At 63.6% G+C, this 21,039-nt stretch carries 21 protein-coding genes; 14 read left to right on the forward strand and 7 right to left on the reverse strand.

Features of this window, described 5'->3' with window-relative positions; genetic code table 11:
* The first annotated feature begins 3 nt into the window (after positions 1–3).
* From FIU90_RS13675 to FIU90_RS15595, 5 genes are read left to right on the forward strand one after another with little or no spacing between them, the layout of a single operon-like run.
* A complete protein-coding gene (locus FIU90_RS13675) occupies positions 4–1,695 on the forward strand; it encodes an iron ABC transporter permease (RefSeq protein ID WP_234029532.1) in 1,692 nt (563 codons plus the stop codon).
* Positions 1,696–1,746: 51 nt separating this feature from the next.
* Entirely contained in the window at positions 1,747–2,748 is a 1,002-nt protein-coding gene (gene bchI / locus FIU90_RS13680) for a magnesium chelatase ATPase subunit I (RefSeq protein ID WP_152435279.1), read from the forward strand.
* Positions 2,745–4,430 carry a magnesium chelatase subunit D gene (locus tag FIU90_RS13685; protein ID WP_152435280.1) on the forward strand — a complete coding sequence of 562 codons (1,686 nt, stop codon included), beginning with the start codon at positions 2,745–2,747 and terminating at the stop codon, positions 4,428–4,430. The genes bchI and FIU90_RS13685 overlap by 4 nt, the downstream gene beginning before the upstream one ends.
* Entirely contained in the window at positions 4,427–5,323 is an 897-nt protein-coding gene (gene bchO, locus FIU90_RS13690) for an alpha/beta fold hydrolase BchO (protein ID WP_152435281.1), read from the forward strand. The genes FIU90_RS13685 and bchO overlap by 4 nt, the downstream gene beginning before the upstream one ends.
* 14 nt (positions 5,324–5,337) lie before the next feature.
* Positions 5,338–5,487: a hypothetical protein gene (locus FIU90_RS15595; RefSeq protein ID WP_172970271.1), complete on the forward strand. Its 150-nt coding sequence runs from the start codon at positions 5,338–5,340 to the stop codon at positions 5,485–5,487.
* A 9-nt stretch (positions 5,488–5,496) separates the two neighbouring features.
* Here FIU90_RS15595 and FIU90_RS13695 read toward each other — a convergent pair whose 3' ends face one another.
* Positions 5,497–6,216, reverse strand: a complete 720-nt coding sequence (locus FIU90_RS13695) for a hydroxyneurosporene dehydrogenase (RefSeq protein WP_152435862.1) — start codon at positions 6,214–6,216, stop codon at positions 5,497–5,499.
* Between the two features lie 119 nt (positions 6,217–6,335).
* Positions 6,336–7,907 (reverse strand): 1-hydroxycarotenoid 3,4-desaturase CrtD, encoded by a 1,572-nt coding sequence (gene crtD / locus FIU90_RS13700; RefSeq protein WP_255478600.1) that lies wholly within the window; start codon positions 7,905–7,907, stop codon positions 6,336–6,338.
* Positions 7,908–8,010: 103 nt separating this feature from the next.
* Here crtD and FIU90_RS13705 point away from each other — a divergent pair, with 103 nt between their 5' ends.
* The 9 genes from FIU90_RS13705 (at position 8,011) to pufM (ending at position 16,643) form a co-directional block, all read left to right on the forward strand.
* Entirely contained in the window at positions 8,011–9,153 is a 1,143-nt protein-coding gene (locus tag FIU90_RS13705) for an acetylserotonin O-methyltransferase (RefSeq protein WP_234029533.1), read from the forward strand.
* Between the two features lie 134 nt (positions 9,154–9,287).
* Positions 9,288–10,223, forward strand: a complete 936-nt coding sequence (gene bchC, locus FIU90_RS13710; protein ID WP_152435283.1) for a chlorophyll synthesis pathway protein BchC — start codon at positions 9,288–9,290, stop codon at positions 10,221–10,223.
* Entirely contained in the window at positions 10,220–11,209 is a 990-nt protein-coding gene (locus FIU90_RS13715) for a chlorophyllide a reductase iron protein subunit X (protein WP_152435284.1), read from the forward strand. Before bchC ends, FIU90_RS13715 begins: the two co-directional genes overlap by 4 nt.
* Complete coding sequence (gene bchY / locus FIU90_RS13720; RefSeq protein WP_152435285.1) at positions 11,206–12,732, forward strand: chlorophyllide a reductase subunit Y; 1,527 nt, start codon at positions 11,206–11,208, stop codon at positions 12,730–12,732. The genes FIU90_RS13715 and bchY overlap by 4 nt, the downstream gene beginning before the upstream one ends.
* Entirely contained in the window at positions 12,729–14,213 is a 1,485-nt protein-coding gene (gene bchZ / locus FIU90_RS13725) for a chlorophyllide a reductase subunit Z (RefSeq protein ID WP_152435286.1), read from the forward strand. Before bchY ends, bchZ begins: the two co-directional genes overlap by 4 nt.
* Before the next feature lie 135 nt (positions 14,214–14,348).
* Entirely contained in the window at positions 14,349–14,498 is a 150-nt protein-coding gene (gene pufB / locus FIU90_RS13730) for a light-harvesting antenna LH1, beta subunit (protein ID WP_152435287.1), read from the forward strand.
* A 91-nt stretch (positions 14,499–14,589) separates the two neighbouring features.
* A complete protein-coding gene (pufA, locus tag FIU90_RS13735; RefSeq protein WP_152435288.1) occupies positions 14,590–14,784 on the forward strand; it encodes a light-harvesting antenna LH1, alpha subunit in 195 nt (64 codons plus the stop codon).
* A 99-nt stretch (positions 14,785–14,883) separates the two neighbouring features.
* Positions 14,884–15,720 carry a photosynthetic reaction center subunit L gene (gene pufL / locus FIU90_RS13740; RefSeq protein WP_152435289.1) on the forward strand — a complete coding sequence of 279 codons (837 nt, stop codon included), beginning with the start codon at positions 14,884–14,886 and terminating at the stop codon, positions 15,718–15,720.
* Positions 15,720–16,643, forward strand: a complete 924-nt coding sequence (gene pufM, locus FIU90_RS13745) for a photosynthetic reaction center subunit M (protein ID WP_152435290.1) — start codon at positions 15,720–15,722, stop codon at positions 16,641–16,643. Before pufL ends, pufM begins: the two co-directional genes overlap by 1 nt.
* Positions 16,644–16,762: 119 nt before the next feature.
* Here the strand turns inward: pufM and FIU90_RS13750 are convergent, their stop codons facing one another.
* The 5 genes from FIU90_RS13750 to chlG are packed head-to-tail and all read right to left on the reverse strand — an operon-like array spanning position 16,763 to position 20,966.
* Complete coding sequence (locus FIU90_RS13750; protein WP_152435291.1) at positions 16,763–17,017, reverse strand: hypothetical protein; 255 nt, start codon at positions 17,015–17,017, stop codon at positions 16,763–16,765.
* Positions 17,014–17,496 carry a TspO/MBR family protein gene (locus FIU90_RS13755; RefSeq protein ID WP_152435292.1) on the reverse strand — a complete coding sequence of 161 codons (483 nt, stop codon included), beginning with the start codon at positions 17,494–17,496 and terminating at the stop codon, positions 17,014–17,016. Before FIU90_RS13755 ends, FIU90_RS13750 begins: the two co-directional genes overlap by 4 nt.
* Before the next feature lie 10 nt (positions 17,497–17,506).
* Entirely contained in the window at positions 17,507–18,703 is a 1,197-nt protein-coding gene (locus FIU90_RS13760) for a geranylgeranyl diphosphate reductase (protein WP_152435293.1), read from the reverse strand.
* Entirely contained in the window at positions 18,700–20,064 is a 1,365-nt protein-coding gene (locus FIU90_RS13765; RefSeq protein ID WP_152435294.1) for a BCD family MFS transporter, read from the reverse strand. The genes FIU90_RS13760 and FIU90_RS13765 overlap by 4 nt, the downstream gene beginning before the upstream one ends.
* Positions 20,064–20,966, reverse strand: coding sequence for a chlorophyll synthase ChlG (gene chlG, locus FIU90_RS13770; protein ID WP_152435295.1), 903 nt, complete (start codon positions 20,964–20,966; stop codon positions 20,064–20,066). Before chlG ends, FIU90_RS13765 begins: the two co-directional genes overlap by 1 nt.
* Positions 20,967–21,039: the final 73 nt, after the last annotated feature.

Genomic DNA, 21,039 nt, shown 5'->3' on the forward strand with positions numbered 1-21,039 from the left:
GTGGTGAGCCGCATTACCCAGTTTGTCGGGCGCGAGGCAAGCGCAGCCGCAACCCCCATGCCCGGGCGATCCATCGATGGCTGGTTGATTGCCGCACTGGTGATCGCCGTGCTTGCCGCGCTCCCTATTCTCGCCGTGCTGTTTACCGCGCCAAGCGGCGGGATAGAGGCGATTTCGCACCTCGCGAGTACGGTATTGCCGCGGTACACGTTCAACACCGCTTTGCTGATGCTGATGGCAGGTTCGCTGGCGGCCATCGTGGGGTCCGGTTGCGCCTGGCTTGTGAGCGCATGCGAATTTCCCGGACGCCGCGTGCTCGGCTGGGCGCTCGTGCTTCCGCTGGCGGTCCCCGCCTATATCGCTGCCTACATCTATGCCGACCTTTTGGACTTTATTGGCCCGGTTCAATCGGGCCTGCGCGCGCTGACGGGCTGGGAGGCGGGCGACTATTCCTTCCCGCAGGTCCGATCATTGGGCGGAGGCGCGTTCGTGCTCGGGATCGTGCTATACCCTTACGTCTACCTTCTCGCCCGCGCCGCCTTCGCCGCGCAGAGCAGGTCGCAGTTCAAAGCCGCACGCAGCCTGGGTGCTTCGCCGACCGGAGCGTTCTTTCGCGTGGCCCTTCCCGCTGCGCGCCCTGCCATTGCCGGTGGACTCGCGCTCGTTTTGATGGAGGTCCTCGCCGATTTCGGGGTCGCGGACTATTTCGCGATCCCGACATTCAGCACAGGGATATTCCGCAGCTGGCTGGCGATGGGCGACAAACAGGCGGCACTGAAGCTCGCCGCGATCATGCTGGTCTTCGTAATTGTGCTCGTCGCGCTCGAGGCGAGCACCCGCAAGGGCCGGAGCGACAGCCGCGACGGGCTGAGCGCGGGCGCGAGCGAGCCGCTGGTCGCGCTGCCACCGGCAGGACGTATTCTGGCCATGTTCGCCTGTGCATTACCGGCGGTCTTGGGTTTCCTGATCCCGGCTGTGCATCTGGGTTGGCTGGCTATGTCGGACCCGGCCATCTCGGCAGCGGGCGATCTTGCGACCTATATGTGGGGCAGCGCGAGGCTCGGCCTCGCAACCTCGCTCACTTGCGTGGTGGCCGCGTTGCTGCTGGTCTTTGCCAAGACCCGATCGAAGAACCGCTTCACGGGCGCAGTGATCCGCGTGTCGACGCTGGGCTATGCCCTACCCGGCGCGCTTCTCGCGGTCGGCCTGCTCGCGCCGCTGGGCGCAGTCGATCTGGCTGTCAGCCGCCTCGCGCGCGATACCTTCGGCTATGGCGGCGGGCTGCTGCTCACCGGAACGAGCCTGATCCTGATTTATGCGCTGTCCGTGCGCTTTCTCACGGTTGCTTACAATTCGGTCGATGGGGGCATGTCGAAAATCCCGCCCAATCTCGATTCCGCAGCCCGTTTGCTCGGCGCGGGGTCGGGGCGTGTTCTGGCGCAAATCTACGCGCCGCTGCTGCGCCCGAGCCTGCTTGCCGCCGCCGCGTTGGTCTTCATCGACACCGTGCGCGAGCTGCCCGCAACGCTTATCCTGCGGCCCTTTAATCTCGAAACGCTCGCGACCCGCACCTACCGCCTCGCCAGCGACGAGCGGCTGGTCGAAGCCTCGATCCCCGCGCTGATCCTCCTCGCGGCAGGTCTGTTGCCGGTTCTGCTGCTGAGCCGCGTCGGCAGGCCGAAAGTGTCAGGCTGAATTGTCACTAGTGCTTGTCCAATCGGAATCGAGCGTCCACAAGGAGCCGTAATGGCTCGCTTTCCCTTTTCTGCGATCGTCGGACAGGACGAGATGAAGCAAGCGCTGCTGATCGCCGCGGTAGATCCGGGCATTGGCGGTGTCATGGTGTTCGGCGACCGCGGGACAGGTAAGTCGACCGCCGCGCGAGCGCTTGCAGGACTGCTGCCACTGATCACAGCGATCAAGGATTGTCCCTACGGTTGTTCAAAAGAAGATCAGGACCGTTATCCCGAAGTCTGCGGCACTGGCCCGCTGCGAAAGCGCCCAGTCCCCTTCGTCGACATGCCGCTAGGGGCGACCGAGGACCGAGTGATCGGCTCGCTCGATCTGGAGCGCGCGCTGCGGGCTGGCGAAAAAGCATTCGAGCCGGGCCTCCTCGCAAAGGCGCATCGCGGGTTCCTCTACATCGATGAGATCAACCTACTCGAAGACCATCTCGTGGATCTTCTGCTCGACGTTGCGGCCTCAGGTGAGAACGTCGTTGAGCGCGAGGGGCTTTCCGTCCGCCATCCGGCGAAGTTCGTTCTTATCGGCAGCGGAAACCCCGAGGAGGGTGAATTGCGCCCGCAGCTCCTCGACCGGTTCGGCCTTTCGGTCGAGGTGAAGACGCCCGAGGATATCGAGACGCGCGTCCAGATCATGAAGCTCGTCGCCGCCAACGATCGCGATCCTGATGCTTTTGCAAAGCAATGGGCGGGCGAGGACGAGAGAATCCTGAAACAGGTCGCGCGCGGCAAGGCGAGGCTCGACAAGCTGGAACCGGGCGAAGATGTTCTTACCGACGCCGCCGAACTGTGCCGCGCAGTTGGCGCGGACGGGCTGCGCGGAGAACTCACGCTGATGCGCGCGGCGCGGGCTCTGGCAGCGCTCGAAGGCGCGCGCAAGGTCAAACGCGAGCACCTCGTCGCGGTCGCCCCTTCCGCGCTGCGCCATCGCCTGCGCCGCGACGTTCTCGACGAGACCGGTTCGACCGCGCGCATTACCCGTGCGGTGGACGAGCTCTTCGGATGAGCGCGGACGCGCCCGATCCCATCTACGACGCGCTGCTCGCGGCCCGACTTGTCACTCTCGCGCCATCGAACCTGGGCGGCATCGCTTTGCGCGGAGCAGGCCCATCGCGCGACGCTGTAATAGCCGCGCTCGGTGACGTCATGCCGCTGCGCCGCTTGCCGGGACATATCGACGACGAGCGGCTGCTGGGCGGGATCGACATAGCAGCGAGCCTCGCCGCCGGTCACCCTGTCCAACAGGCGGGCCTGCTGGACGAAGCGAGGGGCGGCGCGCTGATCGTCCCGATGGCGGAACGGCTTGACGATGCGATTGCAGGAAGGCTCGCGCAGGCTCTGGATGCCGGTGACATCGCACTGGTGCTGCTCGACGACGGGATCGAACCGGAAGATGCGCCGCCCGGCAGCCTGATGGAGCGGTGTGCGTTTCACTGCGACCTCACCCTTTCGCGCGAATGGCAAGGTATTGCCCTGCCCTGTCCGGCAGGAAAAAGACCTCAGGTCGAGCCGCTTGGCGAAGACTCCCTGAACGCGCTTGCCGCAACAGCAACTGCGCTTGGCGTGCCATCCCTGCGCGCGCTGATCTTCGCTGGTGAAACCGCGCGCACCCGCGCGCTGATACGGGGTCGGCGTACCATCGAGGAGGCGGATCTCGCCGCCGCCGCCCGGCTGGTGCTTGCCCCTCGCGCGACGCAGCTTCCACCAATCGAACAGCAGGAAACGCAAGAGCCGCCGCCAGAACCGCCGCGGAACGGGTCAGAAGATCGATCCGATGCCGAGCGCGACACGCCGGACCAGCCTCTTGAAGAAATGCTCGTCGAGGCAGCCGCCGCCTCAATACCAGCCGATCTGCTGGCCGAGCTCGCCAAGGGACATGCGCCTCGCCGTTCCTCCACGAGCGGATCGGGGCAGAAGAAGAGAGCGGGCCTGCGCGGCAAACCTCTTGGCACGCGCCCGGGGTTTCCGCGCGACGGGGCCCGGCTGGCGTTGATAGACACCCTGCGCGCGGCAGTCCCATGGCAGGAGGTGCGCCGTCGCGAACAATCCGCGAGAGACGGCCCCGCCATCCTCGTCCGTAAGGACGATTTGCGCGTCCGCCGGTTCGAGGAGAAATCCGCGCGCGTCACGATCTTCGCGGTCGATGCGAGCGGCTCCGCTGCCGCTGCTCGGCTCGCCGAGGCCAAGGGCGCGGTCGAGCTGATGCTCGCGCAGGCATATGTCACTCGCAGCGAGGTGGCGCTTATCGCCTTCAGGGGCGAGAGCGCGGACCTGCTTCTACCGCCCACTCGCTCGCTCACCCGCGCCCGGCGCGCACTTGCAGAATTGCCGGGAGGCGGAGGCACTCCGCTGGCGATCGGTCTCGATGCGGCGCTTGAAACCGCCCAAGCCGTGATCGCTCGCGGACGCACTGCCAGCCTCGTGATTCTGACCGACGGCCGCGCCAATATCTCCGCCGACGGCTCGCCGGGCCGGAAACAGGCCGGCGAAGATGCAAAAGCCGCTGCCAAAGCCATCGCGCGTGCCGCAATCGACGCGCTGGTCGTGGACATATCCGCGCGGCCCGGCCCCGATGGCGCTGCACTGGCCGAAGCTATGCAGGCGCGGTTCCTCGCGCTGCCCCGTGCCGATGCAAAGGCACTCCACTCGGCAATCTCGGCGGCCAACCCCGCCAAAGCACTGGCATGAGCCGCGCGCTAAGCTGGGAACGCGAAGGCCGCATCTGGCCGCATCGCGAAACCAGTGAATTCGTCCGATCGGGGGGCGCACACTGGCACATCCAGCGAATGGGCGATCCAGCCGCTCCGCCGCTATTGCTGCTCCACGGCACCGGCGGGTCTGTCCATTCGTGGCGAGGACCGATGCCGCTGCTGGCCGGACACTATCACGTCGTCGCCCCCGACCTTCCCCGTCACGCTTTCACGCAAGGTCATCTGCCCGACGATCTCAGCCTGCCGCGCATGGCTTCGCAGGTCGCCCTTCTGAACGAAACGCTCGGGATCGAACCTGCCGGGATCATCGGTCATTCGGCAGGCGCCGCGCTCGCGCTGCAACTCGCGCTCGACCACCAGTTTGGCGGCCCCATCGTCGGTCTGAATTCGGCGCTGCGCCCCTTTCCCGGTCCCGCCGCACAAATCTTTCCGGCGGTTGCCAAGCTTCTGTTCGTCAATCCGCTGGTTCCGCGCATCTTTTCCGGTCTTGCCGCTTTCTCGGGCGACACCGAGCGCTTCCTCGTCCGCGCGACCGGTTCGCATATCGATGCGGACGGGCTCGCCTGCTACGAGGCGCTGCTCACCAATCCGCGCCACACCAAGGGTGCGCTCGCGATGATGGCGAACTGGGACCTGCCTACGCTGCGGACGCGGATGCGGGAGATCGCCAACCCCGTCCTGATGGTGCACTCGGACAAAGACGCGGCGATCCCGCTCGACTGGGCGCGAGAGGCGCAGGGCTGGCTGCCAAACGCCGAGCTCAAGGCTATCGAGGGCTTCGGCCATCTCGCCCACGAGGAAGCGCCCGATAAGGTCTTTGCCCTGATTTCGGACTTCCTCGCTGCCCATGCTATGGCGCGCGCAGGCTAGGGAGCGCAGACGCGATGGAAGGCAATTTCGGCTGGATCGAGCTCGTATTTTTCTACGGCATCGCGATCTCTTTCGGCCTCTACCAGTGGTGGAAGATGGACCGGGACTTGAAGCAAATCCGCAAGGAAAAGGCTGAGGCCGAACAGGACAAGTCCGCCGATTAGCGCAGACCCCTATCGTCGTTCTCGCGGCATCCGATAGGGCAGCATGAACTGGACAAGCGGCGAGGCAAACCGCCGCATGTCGAGGCTTTCCTGCACCGAAACCACATCTTCGCCATAGAGCTGCGTCGCAAGCTCCGCGCGCGAGTAAAAGGGGGTGTCCTCCCAAGAGCGCACGACTTGCGCCACACCGATGTCCGAGCGGGTGCGCCGCGCGATCCGCCACTTGCTGGCGGGCAGGTGCGCGACATCGGGCAAGTTGGCTTCTTCCGGGATACCATCCGCGCCGAAACGGATCGCGCTAGCGAAGACCGATCCATCGCCGCGCTCGCCCTCGTAGCAAACCACCGCGCCCTCTCTCATATGCGCGCGCGACCAGTGCCAGGTGCGAAAGCCGGTCTCGAGAGGTTCGGAGCCGCGATTGTGGTCGAAATAGCCCTTGCCGCGCCACGATGTGTCCGGCTCCTCCATCGCCACCTCGATCCGCGCGCGCGGTGCCATGCAGTGCCAGATGTGGTTTTCCGCCGGATCGAGCGCGAAGCTCGCCGGGTTGAGCGCCTCGGGGATCACCCTCACCTTTCCGCGCACGGGGCGGCGGAATGGATTGAACAGCCGCTTGTCACGCTCCTCGATCGTGATCTCGAGCGCGTCGCCCTTCCACTCGATATGGCTCGGGCCGATTTCGAGATTGGTCACGTCGCGCGCGACGCTGCCTCTCGGGCGCTCGGTCATCGCCCAGCGCGCGCGAGGGCCATAAAGCGCGACATTGACACAGGCATGGTTGAGCGGATGGCCACGTCCGCTTCTCTTGTAATAGGGAGAAAAAACGCTCCCCAGAAAGACGATAATCGTCAGCCCGTGCTGCCCGTCCTCGCTGATCGCATCGACATACCACCAGGTATAGCCGCCGGGAGGAACCGCCGCATCGAAGCGAGGTCCCGTTCGATCGTTCGCGCCGCCAGCAGTCCGGACAAGGCAGCCATCGGGACTCCTGCCGAAGGGTGCGTCGCCCCGCCCGCGCAATAGAGTCCGGATATCCGCGTCTTCGGCCCTTGCCTCTGGAATGATGCCGCCCAGCCGTGCGAGGCTCGCCCATAAAGGGCGCCGCCGGTCGCCGGGAACAGGCGCTCCCAGTCCTCGGGCGTCGCGATCTCGCAGGGCATGTCCCGTTCCAGCGTCAGCCCGCACCTGTCGAGCGTGTTCCTCATGGCGAGAGTGCATGTCTCGATCTCCTCGGGGCTGTATGGATGGGTGTCGCCATTGGCGGGCGCGTTGACGATGATCTGGATGCGTTCGCGGATCCCTTCGCGAGGTGGCATGGACGGGGCGGAGTTCGCACTGCGATGTGCAGTCCGATCTTGGGCGCAGAGGTAGACGGTGGGTTCGCTCGGCGGTCTGCCCGAGCGGATCTGATCGAACTCACGCGCGTAATCGGGCGAGAAGAAGACGTTGTGATGGGTGAGGTCGAAGCCTGAAGTCTGCGCGTGCGCGAACCAGACCAGCGCCGACAGCGAGCGCTTTGCCGGTGACATGTGCGAGACAGATCGCACGGCCTGCTTGCCAAGCTTGCCGGTCGAAAGCGCAGCCGGATCAGCGTTGGAGATGACGAAGTCCGCGCTCACGCTGTCGCCGTTCGCCAGCCTGACGCCGCTTGCGCGGCGGTTGTCGGTCAGGACCTGCGCTACGGCGATCCCGGTTCGAAACTGCACCCCCATTTTCTCGGCCAGCTTCCGAAGCGCCTTCGCAAGCGCGCTTATGCCGCCTTCGATCAACCACACGCCGCGTGCCTCGGTATGCGCAATCAGCATGAGCGTTGCGGGTGCGCGGAACGGGTCCGAACCGCAATAGGTTGCATAGCGACCGAACAATTGCTGCAGGCGCGGATCTGCAAAATGCTCGCTCAGCGCCTTCCAGTAATTGTCGAACGGTCGCATCGCCATCGCATCGCGGATGCGGGTCGGGCCGATGCGCCACATCATCGGCAGCGGGGTGTAGGCCTTGTCGCCGCGCAGGAATGGTTCGTCGAGCACCTTGTAAATTCGGCGCGCCTCGGCGCGAAATGCGCGGTAGCTTGCGGCGGCATCGGCCCCGGCGAAGTCACCGATCGCTTCTTCGCTGCGCAAAGGATCGGCGAAGAGGTCGAGATGACCGCTGTCATCCCAGGCATGGCGCGCGATGACTTCGGCCTGGCGGATATCGATATAGTCTGAGAGCCGAGCCCCGCACGCCGCGAAGACCTGGTCGAACACATCGCGCATAGTAAAGACGGTGGGGCCAGCTTCGACAGTTGCGCCATCGACCATAACGCTGCGTGCCTTGCCGCCGACCTCGCGCTCCTTTTCGATCACTGTGACGTCATGACCGCGCGCGGCGAGCATGGCGGCGCTTGTCAGCCCGCCCATCCCAGCGCCGATGATCGCGATCCTTGCCGTCGTGCCTCTCCCCGGTCCGCACGCGACTCTTGCCCGCGCGGGACATTATCATTGACCTTACCGTAGCATCTGTCCAATCATTTGGACATATGGCATGTCAACACCGATAGAAATGGCAGGCAACCCGCCACTAAAAGCGCGCTGGATCGCCCGCCGCAACGCGATTTTCGCGAGTTCCCGCTTCCATTACTGGGCAGCGCGCATCCCTCTCATCCGCTCGGTCGCCCGCGGTCGTGCGACGCGAATGATGGATCACCTGGTTGGTTTTTCCTATTCGCAAGTCCTGCGCGCATGCGTCGAAAGCGGTCTGCTCGACATTCTTGCCAACGGCCCCGTTTGCAAGAGCGACGTCGCGGGCGAGATCGACCTGAGCGAGAATGCCGCGCTCACTTTGTTAAGGGCCGCGCGTGCGCTCGACCTGGCCGAAGAGGCATACGAAGACGGCTGGATGTTAGGCCAGCAAGGCGCGGTGCTGCAGGCCGATCCCGGCACGCAGGCGATGATCCGGCACCACCGGCTGCTCTACACCGACCTTGAGGATACGCTAGGCCTCCTTCGAAAAGACCGGAAGGAGCCGACTGCACTCTCACGCTACTGGTCCTATGCCGGGGCGCTTCACGGCGCGGCCGAACGTGGAGAGGAAACGCGCGAGTATTCCGAGCTCATGGCCGCCTCGCAGCGCTTCGTCGCCGACGAAGTGATCGGCGCCTACCCCTTTCCAGAACGCGGGCGCCTGCTCGATGTTGGTGGAGGTCACGGCGCGTTCCTGCGGCGGGTGGGCGAGGCTTATCCCCAGCTCGAACTCGGCCTCTTCGATCTCCCCGAAGTCGTCGAAACGGCGCGCGAACCGCTGGCAGGCATCCTCGGTTCTGACAGGATTTCATGCCATCCCGGCAATTTCTTCGAGGACGAAATCCCGCGCGGTTACGACATGATCTCGCTTGTGCGCATCCTTCACGACCATGACGACGAACCGGCGATGGCGCTGCTCCGGAACATCCGCAATGGTCTGGAAAAAGGCGGTCGCTTGCTCATTGCAGAGCCAATGGCCGGCATCCCCGGCGCGGAGCCGATGGGAGATGCGTTTTTCGGACTGTATCTGTGGGCAATGGGCTCGGGACGACCGCGCACAAAGGGCGAGATCAAGTCCATGCTGCACGAAGCAGGGTTTTCGAAGGCGAAGTCGGTCGCCACCGCCCAGCCCGTTATCGCCAGCTGCATTGTCGCAAATGCCTGACGGATACGCTGTCCGCTTTGATTGACACTTGGTAGTGTAAGGCGTAGCACTCAAGGAGAGAGAAAGGCTCCGGCGTTGCCGCGAGTCGAAAACAACGCGGTATGGGATCGCCGCAAAGGGGGAAGCCGGAGAGGATGCAATCATTGGCTGTCTTACTCGAGGGACCCGGGCGCCTGGCGCTTCGGGAGCTTGAGTTGACGCCTCCGGGCGCGAGCGATGTCGTGATCGACATCGCATGGAGCGGCATTTCCTCAGGCACAGAAAAACTCCTTTGGACGGGTCAGATGCCCGATTTTCCGGGCATGGGTTATCCCCTCGTCCCCGGCTACGAATCAATCGGACGGATCGTGGATGCCGGTCCCGAGGCGAAGGTGCGGATCGGCGACTGGGTATTTGTCCCCGGCGCGGATTGCTATGCGAAGGCGCGCGGGCTGTTCGGCGGAACGTCGAGCCGGGTAGTAGTGCCTTCTGCGAGGGCGTTGCCCGTACCCGAGCGGCTCGGAAAATCGGGCGTTCTTTGCGCGCTGGCCGCGACTGCGCTGCATGCGATCAAGGGAGGGCGGCCGCCCGAACTTATCATCGGGCACGGCGTGCTTGGCCGTCTCCTTGCGCGGCTGACCATCGCGCTGGGCTATTTTCCTCCGACCGTGTGGGAAGCCAATCAGGATCGCTTCGAAGGCGCTGCCGGTTACCGGGTCATCCATTCGAAAGACGACGATTGCCGAGATTATCGCGCGATCTACGATGCAAGCGGTGACGCGGCGATTATCGACGCAGCCGTGCCGCACCTGGCCAAGGGCGGCGAGATTACGCTCGCCGGCTTTTATGCAGAGCCCGTCAATTTCGCCTTCCCGCCCGCTTTCATGAAGGAAGCACGCCTTCGGATCGCTGCCGAGTGGCAACCTGCAGATCTCAAGCAGACGCTCACGCTGATGGAGGGTGGCGAGCTCGATCTGTCAGATCTCATCACGGATACGCGCCCGGCGAATGCAGCCGGAGACGCCTATCCGCAGGCTTTCGAAGACCCGGCCTGCCTCAAAATGGTTCTCGATTGGAGCAACGCCGCATGACGATGCTTGACGTCCAGACTGAAACTTTGCGCGAGGAAGCCTCGCACGAGCCCGATCCGGTGCATACCGGAGAGGTGACCAAGGAAACGCAGGTCATCGCGATCTATGGGAAGGGCGGCTCGGGGAAGAGCTTCGCCCTCTCCAACCTCAGCTACATGATGGCGCAGCAGGGCAAGCGTGTGCTGCTCATCGGCTGCGACCCCAAATCGGACACGACCAGCCTGCTTTTCGGCGGCAAATCCTGCCCGACTATCATCGAGACCTCGTCGAAGAAGAAGCTCGCAGGCGAGGAAGTCACGATCGAGGACGTCTGCTTCCAGCGCGACGGCGTGTTCGCGATGGAGCTCGGCGGTCCCGAAGTCGGTCGCGGCTGCGGTGGGCGCGGGATCATCCACGGCTTCGAACTGCTCGAAAAGCTCGGCTTCCACGAGTGGGGCTTCGACTACGTGCTGCTCGATTTCCTTGGGGACGTCGTATGCGGCGGGTTCGGCCTGCCGATCGCGCGCGACATGTGCCAGAAAGTAATCGTTGTCGGTTCCAACGACCTGCAATCGCTCTACGTCGCCAACAATGTCTGCCACGCGGTCGAATATTTCCGCAAGATGGGCGGCAATGTCGGCGTTGCCGGCATGATCGTGAACAAGGACGACGGGACGGGCGAGGCGCATGCATTCGCCGATGCGGTCGGCATCCCGGTGCTCACCGCGATCCCAGCCGACGAGGACATCCGGCGCAAGAGCGCCAATTACCAGATCATCGGCAAGCCCGGCGGCGAATGGGGCGGACTCTTCGAGGAACTCGCAACTAACGTCGCCGAAGCCCCGCCGAAACAACCTGCCCCGCTCGATCAGGATGGCCTGCTAGGCCTGTTCAGTCCCGAGGACACCGGCGGCGATATCCAGCTCGTCCCGGCGACGCAGGCCGACATGCGAGGTGGGGTGTTCGAGGAAAAGCCCAGCCTGGAGGTCATCTACGACGACGCATGACGGATCTCGGCGCCTCTAACGCGGAACGCACACCGGACACGCTGGACCTCAGCGCTGGCGAAGGCGGCTGCTCGAGCGGTGACACCATGCGGGAAGCGGCGCGCAAGGCGGGCAAGAGCGACGTGCTCGATCAATACGCGGCGGACTATCCCGTTGGCCCACACGACCAGCCGCAAAGCATGTGCCCGGCCTTCGGGTCGCTCCGCGTAGGGCTTCGGATGAAACGCACGGCAACGGTGCTGTCCGGATCTGCATGCTGCGTCTACGGCCTCACCTTCACCTCGCACTTCTACGGCGCGCGGCGGACAGTGGGATATGTGCCGTTCTCCTCCGAAACGCTTGTGACCGGCAAGCTCTTCGAAGACATCAAGGAAGCGGTCGAAGACCTCGCCGATCCCGATCAATACGACGCGATCGTGGTCACGAATCTCTGCGTACCGACCGCGAGCGGCGTACCGCTCCGCCTGCTCAAGAACGAGATCAACGGCGTGCGGATCATCGGCATCGATGTGCCCGGCTTTGGCATCCCGACCCATGCAGAGGCGAAGGACGTGCTCGCGGGCGCAATGCTCAAATATGCGCGCGAGGAAGTCGCCGCAGGCCCCGTCGCCGCTCCAAAGGTGCGTCCGGACAGGCCGACCGTCACACTGCTCGGCGAGATGTTCCCCGCCGATCCGGTGATGATCGGTCAGATGCTCGAGCCGCTCGGGCTGGCCGCAGGGCCGGTCGTCCCGACGCGCGAATGGCGCGAGCTCTATTCCGCGCTCGACTGCGATCTCGTGGCGGCAATTCATCCGTTCTACACCTCGAGCGTCCGTGAATTCGAGGCCGCTGGACGCCCCATCATCGGCTCCGCCCCGGTGGGGATCGACGGGACCGATGCGTGGCTGCGCAATGTCGGCCATACGCTCGGCCTGCCGCAGGAAAAGACCGACGGCGTAAGGAATGCGATGTGCGGAGCGATCAGGGGCGCGATCGAGGCAAACCCCATCAAAGGGCGCATCACGATCTCGGGCTATGAAGGCTCGGAATTGCTGGTCGCGCGGCTGCTCGTCGAAAGCGGGGCCAAGGTCCACTATGTCGGCACTGCCTGCCCCTACACCTCGTGGTCCGATCCCGACCGGCAGTGGCTTGAGGAAATGGGCGTGCGGGTGAATTACCGCGCGAGCCTCGAAGAAGACATCGCTGCGGTCGAGGAATTCGAGCCCGATCTCGCCATCGGTACGACTCCGGTGGTCCAGCACGCCAAGGCGAAGGCGATCCCGGCGCTCTATTTCACAAACTTGATCTCCGCTCGCCCGCTCATGGGAGTTGCGGGTGCGGGAAGCCTCGCGCAGATCGTCAATGCCGCGATCGGCAACAAGGATCGCTTCGACCGGATGCGCGACTTCTTCGAAGGGGTCGGCAGCGAGCACACGGCCGGAATCTGGGAAGACACGCCGGTCGACAGGCCCAAGTTCCGCAAGAAATACGCAGCCTTGAACGAAGCCGCACGCAAGGCGGCAGAGGCGGTGGGCTCATGACGCTCGTACTCGATCATGACCGCGCTGGCGGATACTGGGGCGCGACCTACGTCTTCACTGCGGTGAAGGGCCTGCAAGTCATCATCGATGGCCCTGTCGGGTGCGAGAACCTGCCGGTTACATCGGTGCTGCACTACACCGACGCGCTTCCCCCGCATGAATTGCCCATCGTCGTCACCGGGCTTGGCGAGGAAGAGCTTGGCAAGACCGGCACCGAGGGCGCGATGAAACGCGCCTGGGAAACACTCGATACAGAGCTTCCTGCCGTGGTTGTCACCGGATCCATTGCCGAGATGATCGGCGGCGGTGTCACGCCCGAGGGCACCAATATCAAGCGCTTCCTCCCGCGCACGATCGACGAGGATCAATGGCAAAGCGCCGACCGCGCGCTCACTTGGCTATGGACCGAATTCGGGCCGAAGAAGATGCCGAAGCCCAAAGCGCGGAAGGAGGGCGAAAAGCCCGTCGTCAACATCATCGGCCCGTCCTACGGCATGTTCAACATGCCCTCCGACCTCGCCGAGATCCGTAGGCTGGTCGAAGGTATCGGCGCGGAAGTTGGCATGGTCTTCCCGCTCGGCAGCCACCTTGCCGACATTCGCGGGCTTGCGACGGCGGACGCCAATATCTGCATGTACCGCGAGTTCGGCCGGAACCTGTGCGAGACGCTGGAGCGGCCCTACTTTCAGGCGCCGATCGGGCTCACCTCGACCACCAAGTTCCTCCGCGCTTTGGGCGAAGAACTGGGGCTCGATCCCGAACCCTTCATCGAACGCGAGAAGCATACGACGATCAAGCCGCTGTGGGACCTGTGGCGCTCGGTTACGCAGGATTTCTTTGGGACCGCCAATTTCGGCATTGTCGCCAACGCCACCTATGCGCGCGGCATCCGCCACTTCCTCGAAGAAGACATGGGACTGCCCTGCGTATTCGCCTTCAGCCGCGAGGCTGGCGTGAAGCCGAAGAACGACGATGTGCGCGAGGCGATCCATACGACCGCGCCGCTGGTCGTGTTCGGCAGCTACAACGAGCGCATGTACATGGCGGAGACGGGCGGTGCAGGCCACGGCCCCGCCGGCCAGTTCATTCCGGCAAGCTTCCCGGGCGCAGCAATCCGCCGCCACACCGGCACGCCCTTCATGGGCTATTCGGGCGCGACCTATCTCGTGCAGGAAGTGTGCAATGCGCTGTTCGATGCGCTGTTCCACATCCTGCCGCTTGGCACCGAGATGGACCGCGCCGAGGCGACGCCGGCGCGCGCGCGCCCCGAAGTTTCGTGGGAACCCGCAGCCAAGGCCAAGCTCGACAAACTGGTCGAAGCCCAGCCCGTTCTCATTCGCATTTCCGCTGCCAAACGCATTCGCGACGCGGCAGAGACGACCGCGCGTCAGCGCGGGCAGAGCGCAGTCACGCCCGACTGCCTCGACGATCAATTTGTCGCCCAGAATCTTGGGGCGCAGCTCGAAGGAGAAACCGCATGACGGCCTTCTTCCCAGCCGCGCCCGGCATCCGAACAGCCTGCATAACAGGCTTACCAAATCCACGTGGGGGATCACGCGGGGATGCCGACGGGAGCTTCGGCTCCCACTCCAACCAACTGATACGGAGACATGCAAATGAATGATCCGGAACGCATTGGGACTCACCTTACGCCCGAAGAGGCGAAGGAGATCCACAAAGGGTTCATGAGCACATTCACCCTCTATGTGGGGATCGCGCTCGTCGCCCATCTTCTGATGTGGCTCTACAAACCCTGGTTCGGCTGACTCGACTGCAATGATCCGCTGATGAGCTTCGGGAAACCGGCGACCATCGGCTGACCACCTGTATTCGACCTACGATAAAAGGAACAAAACCATGTGGAGTATTTGGCTTCATTTTGACGTGCGCCGCGTTCTTGTCGCGCTGCATGTCGGCCTGGCCGTACTGGCCTTCACGATTCACTTCATCCTGCTGAGCACGGATCGCTACAACTGGCTCGAACGCGCGCCAGGCGTGCCGCCTCCGGCCGCTGCAGCGATTGAATCGTCGGAAAGCCCGGTCGCCACCTAGGCAACCGCAAAGATGTGAGGGGGCAGGTTCGCCTGCCTGCCTCCTACAACTTGGCACGTAATCAATAGCACCCGCCCTTGAGGCGGGAAGGATGGACCTATGGCGCTCCTTAGTTTCGAGCGGAAATACCGCGTGCGCGGGGGTACATTGATCGGCGGCGACCTTTTCGATTTCTGGGTCGGGCCGTTCTATGTCGGGTTCTTCGGAGTCACTACGGCGATCAGCGCGCTGCTGGGCACGATGCTGATCTTCGCCGCGGCTGCCGAAGGGCCGACGATGAACCCCTGGCTGATCGACATCCAGCCGCCACCGATCGAATACGGGCTGTCGCTCGCTCCGCTTTCGCAGGGCGGGTACTGGCAGATCATCACCGGCTGCGCGATTATCGCCTTCGTCTCCTGGATTTTCAGGCAGGCGGAAATATCCCGCAAGCTAGGCATGAGCTATCACATCCCGATAGCCTTCAGCTTTGCGGTATTTGCCTACATCACGCTGGTCTTCATCAGGCCACTATGGATGGGCGCATGGGGGCACGGCTTCCCATACGGCATCTGGTCGCACCTCGATTGGGTGTCGAACACCGGCTACATGTATGTGAATTTCCATTACAACCCCGTACACATGCTCGCGATCGCGTTCTTTTTCACGAACTGCCTCGCGCTCGCATTGCACGGCAGCCTCGTGCTCTCGGCCGTCAATCCCTCCGGCGGGACGGACGTGAAGACACCGGAATACGAAGACACCTATTTCCGCGACTTCATCGGCTATTCGGTGGGCACGCTCGGCATTCACCGCGTCGGGCTTTTCCTCGCCCTGAGCGCCGCGTTCTGGAGTGCGATCTGTATCGTGATCTCAGGCACCCTTTATGTCGGCAGCTGGCCGGAGTTCTGGGATTTCTGGCGCAAGATCCCGATCTGGGAAGGAGGGCCGATCTGATGGCTACCTATCAAAACATCTTTACCCAGATCCAGGTGAAGGGTCCGCCCGAAATGGGCGTGCCGCTGCCGCCGGGCGAAGATATCCGCATCCCCAACACCGGTTACAATTACTGGATGGGCAAGATCGGACAGGCGCAGTTCGGGCCGGTCTATCTCGGCACGCTCGGTGTGATCTCGCTAACCTTCGGCTTTGCGGCATTCATGATCATCGGCCTCAATTTCTGGGCCGAGGCCGGTTGGAGCCCGCAGACCTTCATGCGCGAACTGTTCTGGCTGTCGCTCGACCCTCCCGGGCCGGAATACGGCTTCAGCCCGTTCGTTCCGCTCAATGAAGGCGGGTGGTTCATTATCACCGGCGCCTTCCTCACCATATCGGTGCTGGCCTGGTGGGCACGTACCTATCGCCGCGCGAAGGTGCTCGGCATGGGGATGCACATTCCCTGGGCGTTCGCGAGCGCGATCTGGCTGTTCCTTGTGCTGGGCTTCATCCGCCCGCTCCTGCTGGGAAGCTGGGCGGAAGCGGTGCCTTACGGTATCTTCAGCCACCTGGACTGGACGAACAACTTCTCGCTCATCCACGGGAACCTGTTCTACAATCCGTTTCATGCGCTTTCGATCGTGTTCCTTTATGGCTCGGCCGTGCTCTTCGCGATGCACGGAGCGACGATCCTTGCGGTCGGCCGCTATGGCGGCGAACGCGAGATCGAGCAGATCACCGACCGCGGAACGGCGTCCGAACGCGCCGGCCTGTTCTGGCGCTGGACGATGGGCTTCAACGCCACGATGGAATCGATCCACCGCTGGGCATGGTGGTTCGCGGTGTTGACGACCTTTACCGGCGGCATCGGAATCCTCCTGACCGGCACGGTGGTCGACAACTGGTATGTCTGGGCGCAGGAGCATCACTACGCTCCCTCGTGATACCGCGCCCGAGAGCAGGGTAGAGCGCGCAATCTAGGTCCACGCACTCTACCCGTCGGCATAGAATAGCCCGGCTTCGCAGGCGACGCGAAGCCGGGCTTTTTCGTGTGTGGGTGCGATCAATTCTGCGAAGCGATCCGCTTATTGAGGTCCATCAGATGGAGCGGCAGCGACAGCGCGAGCGGCAGCGCGATCCAGTACCATTGCGCTCCGACCAGCGCCGCTCTCAGGCCCAGAACGATCAGCGCCGCCGGACCGAGCAGTCCAACAATCGCGGCGAGACTCCATCTGCGGCTCTTGAGCCAGATGGCTTCGGCAAGGAGGACAAGGAGAATGAGGTCGGCTGCATGACCGCTCTCGAAGAACCAACTCACCCGAACGGGCCGTTAAGCTGCACCACCGACCAGTTGAGCGCACCCGCGACCGTCACCCAGATCAGATACGGAACGAGAAGCCATGCGGCGAGCTTAGAGAAACGCTTGCAATAGAAGATCAGCAGCGCGATCGAGAGCCACAGCACCACCAGTTCCGCCATCGCAAGATCGGGCCGCTGCAATCGGAAAAACAGCAGGCTCCACGTGATATTGAGGAAGGCGTTCAAGGCAAAAAGACTGATCACCCATTGCGCCGCAGGGCGATCGGGCGCTGCGCGCCAAGCGGTGACCCCGGATACGGTGATAAGCGCGAAAACCAGCGTCCAGATGATCGGGAACAGCCCGTCGGGCGGTGTCCAATCGGGCTTTGCAAGCGACTGGTACCAAGGTCCCAGATCGGTGACCGTCGCGCCTAGTGTCGCTACGATGATCGCTGCAAATGTCGCGATCGTGACAGGAAGTACGAGTGTCCCCCTCATATATGGCAGCCTAGCGCGTTGCAGCCCGCATCCCCAAGAGGTGCGCGCAGTCTTTCAAGAAGATTTTGACGTGCGCCATCGGTTTCTTCCGCACCAGCTTCTTGTTCATATATGCCTGCCAGGTGAGTTGCTGCACATCCTTGTCGTCGCACATGGTGACGAAACGCTCGCGGCGTTTGTCCGAGGAATACCAGAAATACTGCATGATCCCGAGGATCCAGAAGACGCGTCCGTGGTCTTTCATAAAGCGTTTGCGCGCGCCCTTCAGCACCCTGGCCTCGCCGGTTTTCAGGAATGCGCTCGCGGCATCGGCGACATAGCGCCCGCCTGTCATAGCGTAGTAGATGCCCTCTCCCGAGGCAGGTGCCACGATTCCCGCGGCATCGCCCGCGACGATCACATCCTTGCCGTTGTCCCAGCGCTTCAGCGGTTTCAACGGGATCGGTGCACCCTCACGGCGCACCGTTTCGCAGCGTGTCAGGTCAAGTTCTGTGCGCATCTGCGAAACCGCGCCGCGCAGTGAAAAGCCCTTGTTCGCGCTCCCCACTCCGATGCTTGCGGTTTCGCCATGCGGAAAAACCCAGGCGTAGAAGTCGGGCGAAAGCTTGCCTTGGTAGAAGACATCGCAGCGATTGGCGTCGAAGGCCTCTCCGTCATTCGCAGGCGATTTGATGATCTCGTGATAGGCGAAAACGCATGGAACGCGCTCGGCCCCGGGTAGAGATTGCTTCGCCACCGCAGAGCGCGCGCCATCCGCCCCGATGATGCAGCGCGCACGTACATGTTCGATCTCACCGCCACGTTTGCGCCGGAAGGTGACGATGGGATGCGGGCTTTCATCGCGCTCGATCTTTTCGAACACCGCGGTTAGGCGCTCTGCGCCGGCCATGCGGGCGCGTTCGCGCAGCCATTCGTCGAATTCGTCCCGATCGACCATGCCGACATAGCCGATCTCGCCCACCGGCATGTCCACCGCGCGGCCCGAGGGCGCGATCATCCGGGCGCAGCGAGAGCGGGCAACGAGCAGGCTCTGCGGGATGCCGAAATCCTCGAGCATTCTGGGCGGGACGGCGCCGCCACACGGCTTGATCCGGCCGCCGCGCTCAATCAGCAGGACCGAGTGCCCCGCAAGAGCAAGATCGTTCGCAGCGGTTGCGCCGCATGGTCCTCCGCCAACGACGACGGCATCGTAGATAGTCTCGGTCATGCGAACACCTCTCTCTCCCTTGCGCCAAGTTCTTCGATTGTTATCGGCGTCGCCCGCGTAGCCCGCACCGCAAGCCATGAGGCGAGAACGAACAGGCTCGCCTCGATCGCGAATATCAGCTGGAACGCGCTGCCATCGTGCTGCAGCGCGCGCCGCGCGGCATCGACACCGATTGCGCCGATCAATCCTCCGAACCCGAAGGCGATGGCCTGCGCCGCACCCCACACGCCCATGCGCACGCCTTCGCGCGTTTTCGCGCCTGCGCCAGCGAGCCCCATCATCGCGCCGATGGCTGCAACCGCGAACAGGCCGTTGCAAAAGCCGAGCGCGAAGACGTTGACTGCAATCGGCCAGCCGGGCCCGACCATCGCACCCATCGCCAGGCTTGCCAGCGCGATCGCCGAACCAAGACAGCCGAAGACGATCCAATGGCGCAGCTCCACCGGCATGCGGCCTGCAAAGGCGCTGCCGCCGACACCGCTGACGATCATGCCCACAAGCACGCCGCCCGACTGCATCCCGCCGAGCTGGGTCGATTCCCCCGGCGTCATTCCGAATACCAACCCCGCGAACGGTTCAAGGATCAGGTCCTGCATGTTGAACGCCATCATCGAGACGAAAATGAAAATGGTGAAGCGCCGCGCCGCTTGTTCGTGAAGGATTTCGCGCAGGGCATCCCTAAAATCGGGAGGGGGATCGCTCTTGGCTGTCTCGGCAAAGCCCGCAATGCCGCCCCGTGGTTCGATGCGGAGCACTGCAAGGGTGGTCACGGCAATGCAGGTCAGCAACAGGCCCGATGCAACTATAAGCAGGCGCTCCGGCGAATAGGGTTGCAGGAGCGCGCCTACCGAAATTGCCGAAACGACGATCCCTGCCACCATCATGATCCACGTCACGGCCGCCGCCGCAGCGCGCCGTTGAGGGGCAACGCCCGAGGCGAGCAATGCGAGCGCGGAAGTACCGCTTGCCCCCACGCCGATTCCGATCAGGGTGTAGGCCACGATTCCTAGGCCCATGGCGAGGGCGAAACTTCCACTCACCATAACCGTGGTCTGCACGGCGAGGATCGCTCCAAGACCGAGCACTATGATACCGCCGATTATCCAGACCGCGCGGCTGCCACGCCCAAGCGACGATTTGTCCGAGCCATGTCCCCACAATGGGCGGCAGAGCTGCACTGCGTAGTGCCAGCCGACCAGGCCTGCGGGAATTGCCGCCATCAGCGCGTACTCGACCACCATCAGCCGGTTGAGCACAGTTGTTGTCAGCATCACCATCGCGCCGATGCTGGCCTGCACGAGCCCGATGCGGACGATGGCGAGCCAGCCCAATCCGGCCCCCGCTGGTGCCACAGCGACCATCAGATGTATCCTCCGAGGCCGAGCGCTGCCGCGAGCATGCCGAACACATACAGAGTCACGCCGACCGCGTTGTACCAGGGCGCGGACTTCTTCGGGTCGCGAAGAAGGCGCGGCATTGCGGCCAACTGCGCGGCGAGAACGACGCCGACGACAATCGCCGAAAGCGTATGTCCCCAAAATGCCAGCAGAGCTATCACCGCCACCTGCGCTGCCGACATGACCGCGCAGGCAAAGCGCGCTGCGCCGTCCACGCCCATGGTAACGGGAAGCGATTTGAGACCCGTCGCGCGGTCTCCCTCGACCGCCTTGAAATCATTGAGGGTCATGATGCCATGCGCACCGATGCTGTACAGCACCAGCACGATCAGGATTTCGGCACGAGGAAGTGCGCCCAGCATCACGGCCGCGCCGGTGAACCAGCTTAGTCCCTCATAACTGAAGCCGACGACGGCGGGCCCGGTCCATCCGCTCGTCTTGAATCGGAACGGAGGTGCACTGTAGCCCCAGGCGAGCGCAAGGCCGACCAGCGCAGCAAGGAAAACCCAGATGCCGAGCGCCCATGCGACTACCGCCGAAACCGCCGTCCCGATCATCGCGATATGGTGCCCCCAGCGGCCTGCAACACGTCCCGAAGGGATCGGGCGATCCGGCTCGTTGATCGCATCCACGTGGCGGTCGAACCAGTCGTTCACCGCCTGGCTTGTCCCGCAAACGAGTGGTCCTGCAAGCAGCACGCCGCCGAGCACGAAAAACCAGCGTCCGTCGAGGCCCACGCCGGACGAAACCGCCCCACACATGAAAGCCCACATCGGAGGGAACCAGGTGATTGGCTTCAGCAGCCGGACGACATCGCCGAGCGCCGGTATCGGCACGGTGCGAGTCGAGACTGCGGACCTCTCCATGTGGAAAGGCTATGCCTGACATATTGATGCGTCAAACTATTTTGACACATTAATTCATGCGAATGCCATTTCG

This window comes from Erythrobacter sp. THAF29 (assembly GCF_009363635.1).
Classification (GTDB): domain Bacteria; phylum Pseudomonadota; class Alphaproteobacteria; order Sphingomonadales; family Sphingomonadaceae; genus Erythrobacter.